Annotated in this window: 15 protein-coding genes; 4 read left to right on the top strand and 11 right to left on the bottom strand. The window is 41.6% G+C overall.

Annotation, left to right across the window (positions count from 1 at the left end):
• Positions 1–527: ATP-binding cassette domain-containing protein (locus AC075J_RS14075; protein ID WP_476390447.1), on the top strand; the 527-nt coding region annotated here is incomplete at its 5' end.
• A gap of 41 nt (positions 528–568) precedes the next feature.
• Here AC075J_RS14075 and ybaK read toward each other — a convergent pair.
• From ybaK to AC075J_RS14060, 3 genes are all read right to left on the bottom strand, one after another.
• Positions 569–1,054, bottom strand: a complete 486-nt coding sequence (ybaK, locus tag AC075J_RS14070; protein WP_008703300.1) for a Cys-tRNA(Pro) deacylase — start codon at positions 1,052–1,054, stop codon at positions 569–571.
• On the bottom strand, positions 1,038–1,814 hold the full coding sequence (locus AC075J_RS14065; RefSeq protein ID WP_025578669.1) for a TM7S3/TM198-like domain-containing protein: 777 nt from the start codon (positions 1,812–1,814) through the stop codon (positions 1,038–1,040). Before AC075J_RS14065 ends, ybaK begins: the two co-directional genes overlap by 17 nt.
• Before the next feature lie 75 nt (positions 1,815–1,889).
• Positions 1,890–3,068 carry a transglutaminase domain-containing protein gene (locus AC075J_RS14060; RefSeq protein ID WP_025578668.1) on the bottom strand — a complete coding sequence of 393 codons (1,179 nt, stop codon included), beginning with the start codon at positions 3,066–3,068 and terminating at the stop codon, positions 1,890–1,892.
• Positions 3,069–3,410: 342 nt separating this feature from the next.
• On the opposite strand from AC075J_RS14060, the gene pduL reads away from it, so the two are divergent.
• The gene (pduL, locus tag AC075J_RS14055; protein WP_025580128.1) at positions 3,411–4,049 is read left to right on the top strand and encodes a phosphate propanoyltransferase; all 639 of its coding nucleotides are present in this window, start codon (positions 3,411–3,413) and stop codon (positions 4,047–4,049) included.
• 84 nt (positions 4,050–4,133) lie between these two features.
• Here the strand turns inward: pduL and AC075J_RS14050 are convergent, their stop codons facing one another.
• From AC075J_RS14050 to AC075J_RS14040, 3 genes are all read right to left on the bottom strand, one after another.
• Positions 4,134–4,328 (bottom strand): hypothetical protein, encoded by a 195-nt coding sequence (locus AC075J_RS14050; RefSeq protein ID WP_243099767.1) that lies wholly within the window; start codon positions 4,326–4,328, stop codon positions 4,134–4,136.
• 94 nt (positions 4,329–4,422) lie between these two features.
• Positions 4,423–4,824 (bottom strand): hypothetical protein, encoded by a 402-nt coding sequence (locus AC075J_RS14045; RefSeq protein ID WP_055059493.1) that lies wholly within the window; start codon positions 4,822–4,824, stop codon positions 4,423–4,425.
• Between the two features lie 514 nt (positions 4,825–5,338).
• Positions 5,339–6,142 (bottom strand): PLP-dependent aminotransferase family protein, encoded by an 804-nt coding sequence (locus AC075J_RS14040; protein WP_476390446.1) that lies wholly within the window; start codon positions 6,140–6,142, stop codon positions 5,339–5,341.
• Between the two features lie 375 nt (positions 6,143–6,517).
• On the opposite strand from AC075J_RS14040, the gene AC075J_RS14035 reads away from it, so the two are divergent.
• Together AC075J_RS14035 and AC075J_RS14030 are read left to right on the top strand one after the other, a co-directional pair.
• Positions 6,518–6,703, top strand: a complete 186-nt coding sequence (locus tag AC075J_RS14035) for a hypothetical protein (protein ID WP_055059492.1) — start codon at positions 6,518–6,520, stop codon at positions 6,701–6,703.
• Positions 6,693–7,256 (top strand): hypothetical protein, encoded by a 564-nt coding sequence (locus AC075J_RS14030; protein WP_055059491.1) that lies wholly within the window; start codon positions 6,693–6,695, stop codon positions 7,254–7,256. Before AC075J_RS14035 ends, AC075J_RS14030 begins: the two co-directional genes overlap by 11 nt.
• A gap of 607 nt (positions 7,257–7,863) precedes the next feature.
• Here the strand turns inward: AC075J_RS14030 and AC075J_RS14025 are convergent.
• The 5 genes from AC075J_RS14025 to AC075J_RS14005 form a co-directional block, all read right to left on the bottom strand.
• On the bottom strand, positions 7,864–8,697 hold the full coding sequence (locus AC075J_RS14025; RefSeq protein WP_055059490.1) for a PRD domain-containing protein: 834 nt from the start codon (positions 8,695–8,697) through the stop codon (positions 7,864–7,866).
• 273 nt (positions 8,698–8,970) lie between these two features.
• Positions 8,971–11,214, bottom strand: a complete 2,244-nt coding sequence (locus AC075J_RS14020; RefSeq protein WP_022381030.1) for a PTS sugar transporter subunit IIABC — start codon at positions 11,212–11,214, stop codon at positions 8,971–8,973.
• A gap of 475 nt (positions 11,215–11,689) precedes the next feature.
• Positions 11,690–13,669: a diguanylate cyclase gene (locus AC075J_RS14015; protein ID WP_476390445.1), complete on the bottom strand. Its 1,980-nt coding sequence runs from the start codon at positions 13,667–13,669 to the stop codon at positions 11,690–11,692.
• 941 nt (positions 13,670–14,610) lie between these two features.
• Entirely contained in the window at positions 14,611–14,808 is a 198-nt protein-coding gene (locus AC075J_RS14010; protein WP_022381032.1) for a hypothetical protein, read from the bottom strand.
• A gap of 300 nt (positions 14,809–15,108) precedes the next feature.
• On the bottom strand, positions 15,109–16,201 hold a 1,093-nt coding region (locus AC075J_RS14005), incomplete at its 5' end, for a C40 family peptidase (protein WP_476390444.1).

Genomic DNA, 16,201 nt, shown 5'->3' with positions numbered 1-16,201 from the left:
ATGAAGGAAATTATAAATGGGGTGTTACCACTTCCCAGGCATATTTCCCTAAGGACAACACTGCAGAGTTCGATAATGACCTTACTATTACAGACTGGCTGACACAGTATTCCGAGATCAAGGATGCTACTTATGTTCGTGGATTCCTCGGACGTATGCTCTTCCCCGGTGAAGACGGCATCAAACGTGTACGCGTTCTTTCCGGTGGTGAGAAAGTCCGCTGTCTTCTTTCCAAGATGATGATCTCCGGTGCAAACATTCTCATCCTTGATGAGCCAACCAACCACCTCGACATGGAGAGCATCACAGCACTGAATAACGGTCTGATTAAATTCCCGGGTGTTATCCTTTTCACCTCACATGACCATCAGTTCGTACAGACAACAGCCAACCGTATCATGGAAATCCTTCCAAATGGAACTATGATCGACAAGATCACTACTTACGATGAATATCTGGCAAGTGATGAGATGGCTAAGAAACGTCACGTATTCGAGATCAATGAAGAGGACGCTTCCGATAACTAAAGAATAAAATACAGGGTACGGCTTAGCCGTACCCTGTTATTTTATTCTGTCTTCATGATAATATCCGCCAGCTTTCCGCCTGTCACCTTAAGCAGATCAGCAAGGGGAACCTTCAGTGTCAGTCCGATACGGCCGCCACTCACATAAATCTCCTCAAATTCTCCTGCAGATGCATCAAACACAACAGGATAAGGTTTCTTCATTCCCAGCGGGCTACAGCCGCCTCTCACATATCCGGTAATCTTTGTGATATCCTTCACATGGATCATGTCCACTGTCTTCTCACCGACAGCCTTTGCAGCCGCCTTACGGTCAACTTCCTTTTCAATCGGAACTACAAAAACGAAATAACCGCCGCTCTTTCCTTCCATTACCAGAGTCTTAAAAGACTGGTCATAGGGAGCACCAATCTTATCCGCACTGTGGATCCCGTCAATAAATTCATCACATTCATAGGAGAACGCCTCATATTTAACCTTCTGTCTGTCCAGCATTCTCATTGCATTTGTCTTAGCTTCTTTTGCCATTTTTTCTCGCCTGTCCTTTCTGTCCTCTGGCATATATTGATTCCTCCATGTCTCTATCCTGAGACTGCTCAAAACTCTGGTCTTGTCTCAGTTCCTGATTTCGCCTGTAAATCTGCTCAGTGCTTTCTTCATCAACCGTTTCTTCATCCTCTTCATCAGAAACCGGTTTGTTGATAGCAAACTGGATCAGCATACCCAGAACTGCAAACCCTACACTCATTCCCAGACCATAGGGAATATCTGCCAGATTTCCAAGCTGTGCAAGGGAAACCCCTGCCATAATACCACCGATCAGACTTGTAGCCACGATCAGCACTTCCCTGCAGTATTTCACTGCCATGGAACCAAGAGCTACGCCGATCAGAATACATGCAAAAAATACTGCGGAGCTGGTAGGATGCAGGAAATAAATACTGGCCGCCCAGCCGATACCTGCTGCCAGGATAAACACACCTGCCTTATAGATCAGAAATGCAATCACTGCGAACACAACTCCTGCCGCCAGTGCTGCGATCAGCATTGTTGATTTCTCCTGTATTCCCATTGTATGTACAACCACCAGCGCAAGGCCGCCGCCTACCAGAAAACCTCCCAGCATCATCCAGAAACGCAGAAGCCTGTATCCCAGAATACAGTTCAGCACTCCAAACACAAGGATCACTGCAAATATTACCATCATAAAACGATTCACCAGATCTGAATCCATAAAACTTCCGGCAATACTCAGCGCATTTCCAAATATATCTGTCATATTAACCATAATTTTCAGTCACTCCTTTTAGTTATATATTTATAGCGTTCCTTATCATCAACTGACACATCTGAGCTAAACCTGTCAGAACATGAAGTATAAGGTCTTCATATTGTCGATCACGCCGTAATGGTAGGAAATCTGTGACAGCCCATGGACTTCCATATAATATTTTGCGATATCCTGGATATGATTACTGTCGATCAGATCCATATATGCCTCATCATAAGCCGCCTGGCTGCCAAACTTAAAGCGTACCACCGCAGCATCACTGTCAATACGCAGTCTGCACAGGTCATATACACTGTTCCAGTCATAGGTATCAAAGCAGGCGCCGTTTCTCACATAAAAATTCATGTCAGTCGCTGTACACGCAGGAACAGGAAACTCATCAGAGGCCTTATAATTCTCCTCGTACTCCTGTGGGAACGGACACAGATAATCATAAATCGTTGTCTTATGCTCTGCCAGCAGCGTGGCATCACCCTCCAGAAAGTCCGGCTGGTCCCCATTGGTGGCATCCACATAATAATACTGTCCGTTCAGCTCTACAATATTCCAGGCATGTCCCTGGGTACTGTTTGCAGCATCACCCTCCACATAAATACAGGGAATATCCAGACGCTCCAACAGATACTGTACTGCTCCCGCATAGCCCGCACATACCGCCTGTTTCTTCCAGAAAGCTCCGGCTATACTCTGGTCATCATCAGAGATCACATATTCTGTATTGTCTATGACATATGTATAAACAGTCATTACCCTGGTATAATCATCAGCACCATCCGGAATCTGCGACACCACCTCCTGATATGCATTCTCCATGGCCTGCGTGATCTCCTGTCTCTGCTCCTCTGTATAAGTATATCCCGGAGAAAACTGACAGTAATCCCTGCCCGAATAAGTCGTCTTATAAACTTTCTCCCGGTTATGTACCCAGAACAGCTCCGGATGATCCTTCAGCACTGCATGATACACTCTGTCTATCTCATTATCTCCTGAGAGAGACAGATAAAATTTATCCTCAAAGCTTCTGATCCCCTCCAGGATCTCGCGGTAGCCTCTCTGTTCATTCTCATTAAGAAGGCCGAAATAATACTCCTGATGTCCTTCATCCGTCTGCGCTACCTCCTGCTTTTTAAGAGTCCTTACTTCCCCCGGTTCCTGCAAAGCTCTTCCGCCGATGATCAGTCCACCGGCCAGAAGCACCACCACAGGCACCATAAGAATCAGACGCAGCCCGGAAAATCTCTTTTTGCTCATTCAATAATCCTTCTTGGTTATTATTCTATAAGTCTGATATTACATTACTATTTCATTCTGTTTTGTCACATTTAGAATTATTATTCGTTACTGTTCACTCCGCTCACAGTAACTGTTATTCTAATGTATCTTATTATAGCCCAGAACACTTCTCCTTGTAAACCGATAAAAATAAGTTAACACTATTTTATAATAAAAATTGTCCTTCTTACAAGATAAACATTGCATATTTCCAATTAAAGAGATACACTAAAAAGTAAGTATAACTGCTCTGTATCCCATCAGGCAACAGGATGTCGGACAGACATATACAAGTAACATATTGAGGGAGTATTGTAATAAATGAGCATCAAAATACCTATAGAAACTTCTGCCAGACATCTGCATATCTCGCAGGAAGATTTTGAAAAATTATTCGGAGAAGGAAGCAAACCACATTTTATCAAAGAATTAAGCCAGCCCGGACAATATCTGTGCCGGGAACGAGTAACTGTCAAAGGACCGAAAGGTACTTTCGAAAACATGGCACTTCTCGGTCCTTTCCGCAGCGACACGCAGGTAGAAATGTCCCTTACAGACACCAGAAAACTGGGGATTCCAAGTGTAATACGCCAGTCCGGTGATATCGAAGGAACTCCCGGCTGTATTTTATCTGGTCCATGCGGTGATATCGAAATCCCCAGAGGGGTCATCGTAGCCAAACGCCACATCCACATGACTCCGGATGAAGCACTTGCCCTGCATATCAAAGACAATGACGAAGTCTTCGTCCTGACCAAAAGCTACGGACGTGCACTTATCTACGCAGATGTAGTAGTCAGAGTCCACAGAAATTATCACCTGGCAATGCACGTAGACACTGATGAAGCCAACGCATTCAACAGTGATACAGAACCTTACGGCGTGATCGTCAGGTTCTTTGACAGTAACTTCAACACAGATAAGTGGATAGAAGACGAACTGTCAGGGATACGCAGATAAAATCCGACTTACCCGGCTAAAATAGCAGATGAATATAAAAAGGTTCCACAGTAACATTCAATTGATGATACTGCGGAACCAATTTTAATGCGTTTCAGCCAGCCATTCTTTAATCGTTTTTTCCGTTTCACCAAGGATTCTTGCTATTCTTTCTATGGATTCTCCTTCCTGCGCAAGCGAGATGGCTATGCTTTTTGCCTTTCTTAATTCACCCTGCTTTTCATAAATTGCCTGCAGTTTCTGTTCCTCTTCCTCTTTGTCATACTCAAATATACTCATGGCAATAATCTCCGCATTTCAAAAGCCCCGGACCGGGGTAGCTGTACTGTACCAGTCTGAGGCTTTCAGAATTTGGGGTTATAAAGTTTTTACCTCAATCCAGATCAAAGAGCTGTCGTTGACAGATGTTTATCTGTGCAATGGATTGCGCTTCTTTTTCCGTGCAGTAGTAAATGTACTTGCATGAAATTTTCGCATACAGGGTAACCTTTCCCTTGTAACCTGCACTTGTTTTTAAATAACTCTCATAGTTTTGTAGTTCATTCAAGGTAAAGTCATATACGTTTCCACTGTTAACATATACATATCCATCTTCATATTCTGCCTGCTTTTCACTAGCTTTATATACCGGAAGATGTATTTCTTTTACCTTTGTGTTTTCTCCTCCAATTCCTTCAATTTTTGTACCGTCATCAGACTCTATGTACAATTGAAGTTTCAGGTCTTTTGTGTTTGTTCCGGCAAAGGAAGTACCAACCAGGTTGGAATCTGTCACTTCAAATGGAACTCAAGTGGTTTGTTTTTAATAAGCTCCTGGGATTCATTGAAGTTAACATTGTCAAGAGTGTAATAAACAGTCTTTTCCTGTGCAGCATTTCTGTCTGACTGCTTTACGAAACATCAATTCCGGATTAACTGCCTGTGCATTATATGCGGCTATGATAGTATTGACAAACAACTTTTTCTCCATAAGATTACCATTATTAGTAACAGGTTTATAGATTATAATTTTTTCTTCTTCATACTTCCCATTCCTTTGTCAGATATGTGATTTTAGTGTAGCAAACGACAGATGGGATGTCAACCTGAGAAGATGAAGAAGCCATAGACTGGTGATTTCCAGTCTGTGGCCTGATTAGATTTATCAAACGGATATTCTCAAAATGCTTTAAGATCTTTAATAGTTTTCAAAGGCTTCTACAATTTTCTGCATATCGTCCGTGTTAAAGCGCTCATCACAGCTGACAGACATGATATGGGAATAAATATATTGAGCTCCTGGATAGTCTTCAACCTTTACAAAAGGTGGTACAGGCCAGATATACTTTAGGCGGAATGTGCCTGTCTGCCAGATGCTTGATAAGGGCGTCCCGGTTTTCCACAAAGAAAGGGAAAAACATAGGACAGATATCATCTGAAAGATAAGGAAATACCGGGCGGATATCGGAGCGTTCCGGCAGGTGTTCCAGAAGGTAATGGTAATTTTCCTGGCGTTTACGGATCGCATCCCGGAATGGATAATGAAGAATCGTTTTAAGGGAAGCTTCATCCCCTTCCTGGATATCGAAAATTTCACGAAGCATAAATTCCGCTTTCCAGAAAACATCATTGCCTTCTTTATTATAGTCCTCATTTCCTGTATGCTCGTAGGTCTCTCGGGATTGAAGAGCCTGATCTCTAAGGGAAAACTGTTCTTTATTGATAGGAATAGGTTTTACGCCAAAGGTGCCCTTTCGCTTGATGGCAAGACCACCGGAGGCAACACCCATCCATTTTCGGAGACTGACGGCAATATAGTCAGAATCCGGACAGGCCGGCAATGGAGAAAATGCTGTATGGGTAGTATCCACTATTACAGAAACGCCACTGGCTTTACATTTTTTGACAAAGTTCTCATCATAGGTAGGATAACCATAGTATCCACAGACAAGGAGAACACTCATCTGCGGGATCATCTCTTCCTCAAACACAGGGGAAAGATTTTTGTCAAAATCATAATAATGAATTTCATATCCTGCTTTTACAAAGCAGCCCAGAACTGTTTCGCAGTCATAGGAAGGCAGATATGCCACACGCTTTTGATCTGTTAACATCAGATCCCTCAGACAGTAATAAATGGCACAACGGCCGGACATTAGATGAGCGGTGTCCCCGGGATTAGGGGCAGGTATGCTCCACATAGTTGTTTGGCTCAGAGTCAACAGGTTGATAGGGGAAAAAGCCTCCAATTTCCATAGTAAAAACCTCCTTTAATTAAATTTATATATTATACTTAATATTTCAAAATATTTAACAAAAATGAAAGTAATGACTTTACAAAATCATTATAGCATGAATATTATAAAATATAAAGTAAAGTATATACTTTACTTAAAGATATTTTACAGGGAACGAAAAAGAGGCTGCTTATTGCTATTTTGGGGTAAAAAGAGTATACTTTAAAGTATTAAACACCAGAAGTAAAAACTATGAACACACACTCTTCCGGATATTACAGCATAGACAAAGACTATAATATCCTAAGCTATAACGACACTGCTAAACAGCTGTACCCCAATCTCCAGCCGGAGGTGAAATGCTATAAGGCACTTATGGGACTTGATTCCCCATGCCCGCCCTGCCCTGTAGCACTGGGGATACAGTGTGAAATTTAAATGGTCAGGTGGAAAAGAAAGTGGCGGAAAGAAACATCCTTTTAATATGAATGAAAATTTGATGGGACCACTTAATGATTCAAAATTATTGAAAAGCACATTGAATAACAACAATAATTTTGAACTTGATTCTAACGCTACAAGCTCAACAATGGTTCCTGCGATTTCAACATTAATAAAAAATGATAGTCTGCTAAAAAACGGTACCTGGGCATATCTGGACAGTGGAAAGAATAAGAATAGACGTTATCTTTTCTGGACTTCTGTAAACGTTAGTAACTTTCCGACAGGGACAAAAATTCCTGTCATTATCTGCAGAGCAGATAATGAATACTATGTTTCCGAGTCAACAACTGCCGAGCGAACCGGAGATAAAATAACAACACTATACAAGGTAATTGCAGATCATCAGTATAATGCTGAGAGTTATCAAAAAATTGCTGATAAGGGTACGAAATATGATAGTTTACAAGCTGCTTATGATGCATACGTAGAGAAAATTACAGAAGATAGTAATTATTCACAATTCAAAGATACATTGTCGAAAAATTAAATCCCATAAGACAAATACACCAGTTTATGAGAAAAAAATCTCTCGTAGACTGGTGTATTTTTGCTTTTAATAGAATCATCCTATTCAATCTCAACAACAAGTCGATGCAGTCCAGGTCTCCAGCGCATCCATATCAGGCGTATACCTCAAATGTCTGAATATAACCGTTCTATTCTTTGGTTTCTATCCTTATATGATGCAATTCACGTCCGAGCAATTAAGACATTTACGATCAAGTAAAAATATGGCTATTCCTGGCTTAAATTGTAAATAATATAACCATGATCAACTATAAATATGATTCGACTTGACTTCCTTTAATACAAGTGCTGTTGCGGTCAACCTGAAACTTGTTTCAACTTGACTTCATTTAATACAAGCGCAATCTCAGTCAACCAAAAACTTGTTTCGACTTGACCGTATACTGCATATGCGCAATTCCAGTCAACCAAAACTTGCTTCAACTTGACCGTATACTGCATATGCGCAATTCCAGTCAACCTGAAACCTGTTTCAACTTGACCGAAAATAATAAAATTGCGCTCGCGGTCAAATCATACATTACTATTTACTTGGAAATTACTATAATCTAAAAGAAACTGTCGGATCATACCGCATCCTTATACACTCTCTGGATATGCATTGCCAGATATCCTGTCTCTGTTTCATCCAGCTTATGTCCAATACATTCTTCCAGGTTTTTACAGATGTCAGTGGCAACCTTATAGGCCTGGGGATACTGATCCAGCATATATTCATTCATGTCCAGATTCAGCTTCTCTCCTGTAGATGCACGCGCTACCATATACTTCATATGGTTCATCAGGCGATTATAGGACAGTGACAGTACATCGATTGGCTTACCTGTTGCTTTCTCGAGCATATCTATACACTCTCTCACTGCTCTCGCAGTCTGCATGGCAACAGATACCTTCTCGTCACCAATTGCAGAATGAATATGCAATGCCACATATCCAACCTCATGATCATCAATCTCTATCTGAAGTCTTTCTCTCAGAATTGTTTTCAGTGTTTCCGCAACTTTAAATTCACTGTAGAAAAGAACCTTGATATCCTCTGTCAGCGGATTGCTGATCTGCTCATTTCTGCGGATTCTTGCGACTGCAAAAGAAATATGGTCAGCAAGTGGAAAAAGAATCCCTCTGTCTATGGAATCTCCAAACACTTTCTGTGACTCTGTCAGAATTGCATCTGCAATCTCCAGATACTCCGGCTCTATTCCCTTTACCAGTTCCTTCGCAGATCCACGCTCTGTCTCCTGTTCCAGACGATATGTAGTGCATCCCTCCGGCTTATCAAAACGCTGGCTGACCTTTTTTCCAAAGCCAACACCCTTGCCAAGAATCACATACTCCTTATTTTCATCCATATCAATGGCTATAACACCATTATTATTTAATACCTTGCTAACTCTGTACATCTCTGTCGTAATCCCCTCTATAAAAATTTATTGCCATTATAATAATTTTCCCTTTGGTCATAAGACTGCTATAGTTTACCATATTTTGAATAAGAATCCTATCTGTCACACAAATTTGTTACATTTTTGATTCCAAGATCCCTCCTGCAAAAAAGTCATCCTTTTCAATTCACGTGCGTAAAAAAACAGTCAGATAATCAAGATATCATCTCTTTTGATCATCCAACTGTTTTTTGACATGTTTAACTTCGTTATTTCTATATTATAACAATATTATTCCAGTGTCTCCACCGCAAACAACGGTTCACCGGCCTTGATCTCACCGTTTGCCAGAAGTCTGATTCTCTGGTTGTCTTCCGGTTCAGTATCAAGGATAGGGGAAGTGATAGACGGAGCATTAGCAGTTAAGAACTCCAAATCCAGTTTCATCATCGGATCACCTTTTTTCACTTTCTGACCCTCTGTTACCAGGATTTCGAAGCCTTTTCCTTCCAGTTTTACAGTGTCGATTCCCATATGAAGAAGCATAGGGATACCGGAATCTGTCTGGAAACCTATAGCATGTTTTGTATCAAAAATAAACTCAACTTCACCGTCTGCAGGTGCATATACAGTACCTTCTGTTGGTGTCACCACTGCACCGTCACCCATCATTTTTCCTGCAAATCCCTCATCCGGTGCAGTAGAAAGATCTGCTGCGATTCCGTCTACAGGACTGTAAATGATTGCTGTTTTTCTGATTTTTTCTTCTTTTGCAGGTGCTGAGGTCTGTGCTGTACCTGCATTTTTGTCCTCAACCTCTGCACTGTTCTGTCCATCTGCATTTCCTGCTGCAGCATTTTCCTGTACCTGTACATTATCCGGGGTCTCATCTGCGAATTCGTTTGGAGCAGTCTCCAGATATTCTTCCAGCTTCGCCTTGATAACAGTTACATGAGGTCCATAGATAACCTGTACGCCCTGTCCTTTTTTTACGATTCCTCTGGAATCTGTCTGTTTCAGAAGTTCATCACGAACTTTTTCAGGCTTTGCAACTGTGATACGAAGTCTGGTCGCACAACAGTCAACATCTACGATATTTTTCTTTCCGCCAAGACCTCTGGTGATCAGTTCACTTACCGGATCACCGGAGGTCGCTGCAGCTGCACCGGCTGTCTTTCCGGCTTCTTTTCTTGCATTTACATCAGCTTTTGTATAAAGCTTTGTCTCTGTATCATCATCTTCACGTCCAGGAGTCTTGAAATTAAATTTCCTGATCATAAATGTAAAGATCACATAATACAGGATAAAGTAAATAATACCAACCGGAATGATCCTCAGCCAGCTTGTTTTTGCATTTCCCTGCAGGATACCAAAGAGGAACAGGTCAAGGAAACCGCCTGAGAAAGTAAGTCCTACTGCAATATTCAGCATATGCGCGATCATATAAGCCGCACCTGCCAGGATCACCTGAACTACGAACAATGCCGGAGCTACAAACAGGAATGAGAATTCCAGCGGTTCAGTGATACCAGTAAACATACATGCCAGCGCTGCGGAAAGAAGAAGTCCGCCTGCTGCTTTTTTCTTCTCAGATTTTGCACAGCGATACATAGCCAACGCTGCTCCCGGAAGACCAAAAATCATAAAGATAAACTCACCAGAGAAATATCTGGTTGCATCCGCACTGAAATGTGCTATATTTGCAGAATCAGCAAGCTGTGCAAAGAAGATATTCTGTCCGCCCTGTACCACCTGTCCTGCAACTTCCATAGTTCCGCCCACTGCTGTCTGCCAGAATGGCATATAAAATACATGATGCAGCCCAAAGGGAATCAGTGCTCGTTTAATAATACCAAAAATCAGAGTTCCCAGATATCCACTGCCTGTTACCAGACCGCCCAGAGCATAAATACCGTTCTGAACTACCGGCCATACAAAATACATCAGGATTCCCACAAACATATATACGATTGTGGAAATGATCGGTATAAATCTTGAGCCGCCAAAGAATGACAGCGCATTCGGAAGCACAATTTTGTGGAAACGGTTATGAAGTGCCGCAACACCAAGACCTACGATAATACCGCCGAATACACCCATCTGCAGAGACTGGATCCCGCATACAGAAGTAATGGTTCCCTCCAGTACATCTGCTGCTATCTGACCGTCTGCTGTGATTTCATTGTTAATAAGAAGCATGGCACTGACAGCCACATTCATAACGAAATATGCAATCAGCGCAGAAAGAGCAGCAACCTCTTTCTCTTTCTTTGCCATACCAATGGCAACACCAACCGCAAAGATCAGCGGCAGATTGTCAAATACAGCACTTCCAACCTTGTTCATAATGATCAGAAGAGAATTAAGTAATGTTCCACTTCCCAGGATCTTCTGCAATCCATAGGTAGCGATAGTTGTTTCATTTGTGAAGGAACTGCCGATACCAAGCAACAAACCTGCAACAGGGAGAATTGCGATCGGAAGCATAAAGGATCTTCCCACACGCTGCAAAACTCCAAAAATCTTGTCTTTCATGTTCTTTTGTCTCCTTTTCCTTATTCGTGCGAATAAACCGTCTTGTTTCCGGGAGATTAAAACCTTCTGACATATGATTATTCCGCGTTTTACCACATAAAATACATCAAAAAAAGGCACTAACCCCCATAAACATTAAAAAATAACATTTATGACCGGTTAATGCCTGCCTGTCCAGTAACACACCAAATCTGTGTTATACTATAAAGGATTATTTATTCCCTGTCAAGATACTCAGGAAAATTTTTTACAAAATATTTTTGCATTTCATGAATCGATCTCTGTAATGACCATTTATTATTTTCAAAGCCGCAACATTCTCTGCATCCTTCTGATCTGATAGAAATTTATTGATTTCCCACTGCCGCAGGCTACACGTTCAACTTGATCACTCTGTCTTCTCATTTTAATCCATTCAGATCTACAGAAATGTACACCCATTCATCGCTGAGTTTAGGCTCTTTTCAGGGGGATTTTATCTGTTTCTCTCTTCCAGATATTCCAGACATTCATTCACATCTTTAATATCAAGTTCCTTGCGTACTTTATCCTGAATTTCCACCAGACATTCCAAAAGAAGAGGATTAAACATTCCGCATTCTCCATTTAGGATCATCTCTATTGCCTTTTCATGAGAATATGCTTTCTTATATACCCGGTCACTTACCAGGGCATCATACACATCTGCCAGTGATACCACCTGGGCAGATATAGGGATTTCTTCTCCCTTCAGGCCATCCGGATATCCTTTTCCATCATAACGTTCATGATGCCAGCGGCATATTTCATAGGCATATTTCATCATCTCTTCATCATGATACATTTCCAGCCTGTCAAGCATCCGGGCACCTATGATCGTGTGCTGCTTCATGGCTTCAAATTCTTCCTTTGTAAGCTTTCCGGGTTTATTCAGAATTTTTTCGTCAATTCCAATCTTACCGATATCATGAAGTGCGGAAGCTGTGGCGATCATATGCTGCTGAGACCAGGAAAGATCGTAATTCTCTGATTTTCGCATCAATTTCTCTAGCAAAAGCTGAGTCAGAATATTAATATGCAACACATGAAGCCTGCTTTCACCATTTCGGAACTCTACAATCTGACTGAGAATCCCGGTCATCATACGGTTGTTTTTCTCTTTCTCATAAATCTGATCTGTTACCAGATGGATCAGACGCCTTTGCTTGGCATAAAGCTTGATCATATTGATAACCCGCTGATATACCACCTTAGCATCAAATGGTCTGCTTATATAATCTGAAGCCCCCAGTTCGTAGGCACGGCGGATATAACTCTCTGATCCTTCACTGGAAATCATGATCACCGGTATATCCTCGATCCATTTATCTCTGTTCATATAGGCGAGTACTTCAAATCCATCCATTTTGGGCATAATAATATCTAACAGGACCAATGAGATTTCAGTTCCATACTGCTCTAACATCTTCAGAGCCTCTTCCCCGTCACAGGCCTCCAGTATCCGGTATTCTTTTCCCAGAATTTCCTTAAGTATCTCTCGGTTCATTTCAGAATCATCAACAACCAGAAGCTGGGGCAGGTTCCTTTTTTCCATCTTGTCTGTATTTTGCTTCTGCTCCCACCGGGTCACTACTATATTTTTATGTCCCTTGGCCATATACATAAGTCGGTCTGCTTTGGTGAGTGCTTCCTCCAATCTGCCATGGGTAAACATAGCTCCACCAATGCTCACTGAAAGCTTCAGACGATTAAAACCCGGAATATGCGTCGCATCGATCTTCTCTTCGATCATACGGAGCTTCTGTGAAAAGACTCCCTTCTCAATTCCGGGCAGGATCAGCAGAAATTCATCTCCTCCATAGCGCACCAGAATATCCGTACGACGGATATAATGCCGAATTACATTCACTACGGTTGTCAGTACCAGGTCTCCTCCATCATGACCATAAGTGTCATTGAACAATTTGAAATCATCCAGATCGATAACTGCAACTCCGGCATTCAAAGACATATTTTTGACTTTTTCCTCAAAATATCTGCGGTTATACGCCCCTGTCAGCACATCCTTATACAGCTTTTCGCTATATACTGTCAGCTTTTCCGTCAGTTTTTCATATCCTTCCTCATCTGTCAGCGTGTTCTCGTCCAGCTTTTTCAGCATTTCCATTACATAGGGCTCATCATCAATCTCCAGATACCTTACAAATACCTGATACATATCAGAATCAAGGAATTCAATTTTGGATGTCTGTTTCTTCTCCTCCAGTGCTTTAAGGGAAATGCAATTCTCACATCTTTTATCTTTATTCCAGAAAGCATAACACTGGCAAAGATTTTCTCTTCCTGCAAGCTTACGTTCCATTCCGGCAGCCTGCAGATCACTCCCTTTCAGGAGACGAACTACATCAAAAATCTCCCGAAGCACCTCCATTTTATTCTCTGCTTCCTGCATCGTCATTTGTTTCCACTCAATCATTATTCCCAGCCTCTCACGAACAACAGCTTTTTTCTGCAATATAAACTTGTATTATTATACCACTTACTCATCATGCAGTACAACAATAATATTTTTTCTTAATTTCTTAATTTCATAAAGGGAGCGCCTCAAAAACAGTCCTTGAGGCGTGCTGCCAACCGGTTCTGACTCCAACTGCCTTATAAACATGCTTCAGCTTGACCTTATATAATAAAAGTGCAATCGCAGTCAACTATATTTGTAATTATGATTGACTTAAAATAATAGAAATACAATTGCAAGTCATCTATAAACAGGATTAAACTTGACCGTACATAACAAAAACGCGATTAAAGTCAATTATAATCATAATTATTCATGACTAAAAAGCCACAGACTGAGCGGATTCCAGTCTGTGACCTGATTAGATTTTTATACTTTCTTTAGAGGACTTTTAAAACATATTTTGTTTCTTTATTTTCCCGACAGGGGTGCGACCCCGCCAGACCTGTTCAGTATTAATACCAGTCCCGGCAGAGGGTTCTCCCCTAACTGCCTCTATCAGTTAACTCATGCCAGGTTTTACTATTCCAATTTGTTCTAAAACATGTTATACTCAAAAAGCTGTCGAACCTCCAGCAGAAAAGAGGTGGACTCCATGGAAGAAATTCTCACCACATTTCTTGTCTCTGTTATAGCAGGCGTAGTTAGCTACTACATATGCAAATGGCTGGACAGCAGACGATAGACAGCAACAGTCTAAACGGAATAGCTCACCGTAACGAGCAAGAAAGCCCCCAGAGCTGGCACTCTGAGGGTTTTTGTTTTGCTTCAAGGAATCTCACCACATTCCTTAGCTACTGTTAGTATATGCGCAATGTGCCAAAAAGTCAACTCAAAAATAGTGGGTGAAAAAGCCGCAGGCTGGATGGGTGCCAGTCTGTGGCTATCTTAAGATAATCTTATTTACCCTCCGTAGTTTTACATTGCAAAATCTTCTCCAGTTCAGCTACTCTTTTAAGTGCTTCTGTTGTCTCTTTTGGGGCCTTTATTTTTTCTTTTTCAGCAAAATCCGCTCTCTGACGTTCCCTTTCTGTATTTTTGCGTTCAGCTTCCTGACCTTTTTCATACATGATCGTATCTCTCTCAAATCCCTTCATATAGATTAATGACACCGTTACTGAAAACTTATAAAAAATTATAAACTTTTATGTTCCATTCCTACTTCAACGAATATGCTTTTGATGATATAAATATCCATCTACTCACAGGTTTTTGTACTCTCCAGGGGTTTCCATATTTTTGAATATTTTTTTCGTTTTTGAAGCATATTCCGCAGACCAATAAGCAAATTCGTCAGTTTTACTTAACCGTTTAAGTTAACAGATAAAAAAGTTTATACACGAAAAAAGAAGGGAAAGCCAGACTTTTTTGTATGACTTTCTCTTCTTTTATACATTTTATTTTGCCTTAAATACAGCGACTTTCTCTTTTGACAGATCAATCTTATCCGGAAGGATGGAAGTCTTCTCAGTGGATTCCAATGTTGTGAATCCTGTTGAGTCGGAAGTATTTGACTTCATCGCATCCTGCAGAGTATTGCTTACTGTCACATTTGCAGAAAAGATATCTGTTCCTGTGGAAGCTGCTGCATCACCTGTTGTTGTGCTTACCGTACTGCTGCTCTGCATTTCCTGAACCTGTTCCTGTGTCGGGTAGAAGGATGGCTGGCGGATGTAACGGAAGCTTGCACTGTATGCTTCGCCTACTGTTACTCCATTCTTACCGGAGGAGCAGTGTACTGCGATCCAGTCACCTGCGTCTGTTTTACCGCAGAGAATGCCTACATGATTATCGCTTCCTGCTTCCGGTCCTTTCTGGAACACCAGATCTCCGGGCTGTGCATCTGCCTCAGTTACCACGTTTGCTTTCTCCCATTGATCGGAAGTTCCGTCGCCTACAGCTTCCTGCATTGCTTTATCCTGATATCCGTTGATCACTGCCCAGGTGACAAAACCACTGCAGTCCAGTCCGTATGCGCGGATGGTTCCGGTGCTCTTGCTTCCCTCGGCTGATACCTTCTCGCTGGTTCCCCAACCTGGATCTTCACCGATCACTGTGGATTTGCCGCCCCAGAAGTAACCGACTTTACCAACCAGTGAATAGGCTGCGGAGATAACATTTACTCTTTCCTCGGAAACATCATCTCCTACGCTCTCGCGGACAAAACCGTTGGCAGCTGTTACTACCGCGCAGAGGAGTTTGCAGTCTGTCTCCACATATTTCTTAAGGATCGTACGATCCTTTTTTGCGATTTTATTTTTCTTAATATAGTAGTTGATTTTACGATTAGCGTATGTAACGTGAGTGATATCCTGCTTGTCCCTTACGATCGGGTTCATCTCTGCAAAGATTTTCGCAAGGTCTTTCTTGCAGGAAGAATCCAGGGTAAATTCTGTTTTTCCATCCTGGCTCTGCTGATATACATAGACTGCAAGGATATCCTGCCAGTTTCTTACCAGAAGACTGTCTGCAGATGTGGTGGTCTTGCTG

The organism is Blautia sp. ZXY-1-C6 (assembly GCF_056339875.1).
The sequence above is the reverse complement of the archived record's forward strand: the minus strand, read 5'-3'. Positions and strand labels throughout refer to the sequence as shown.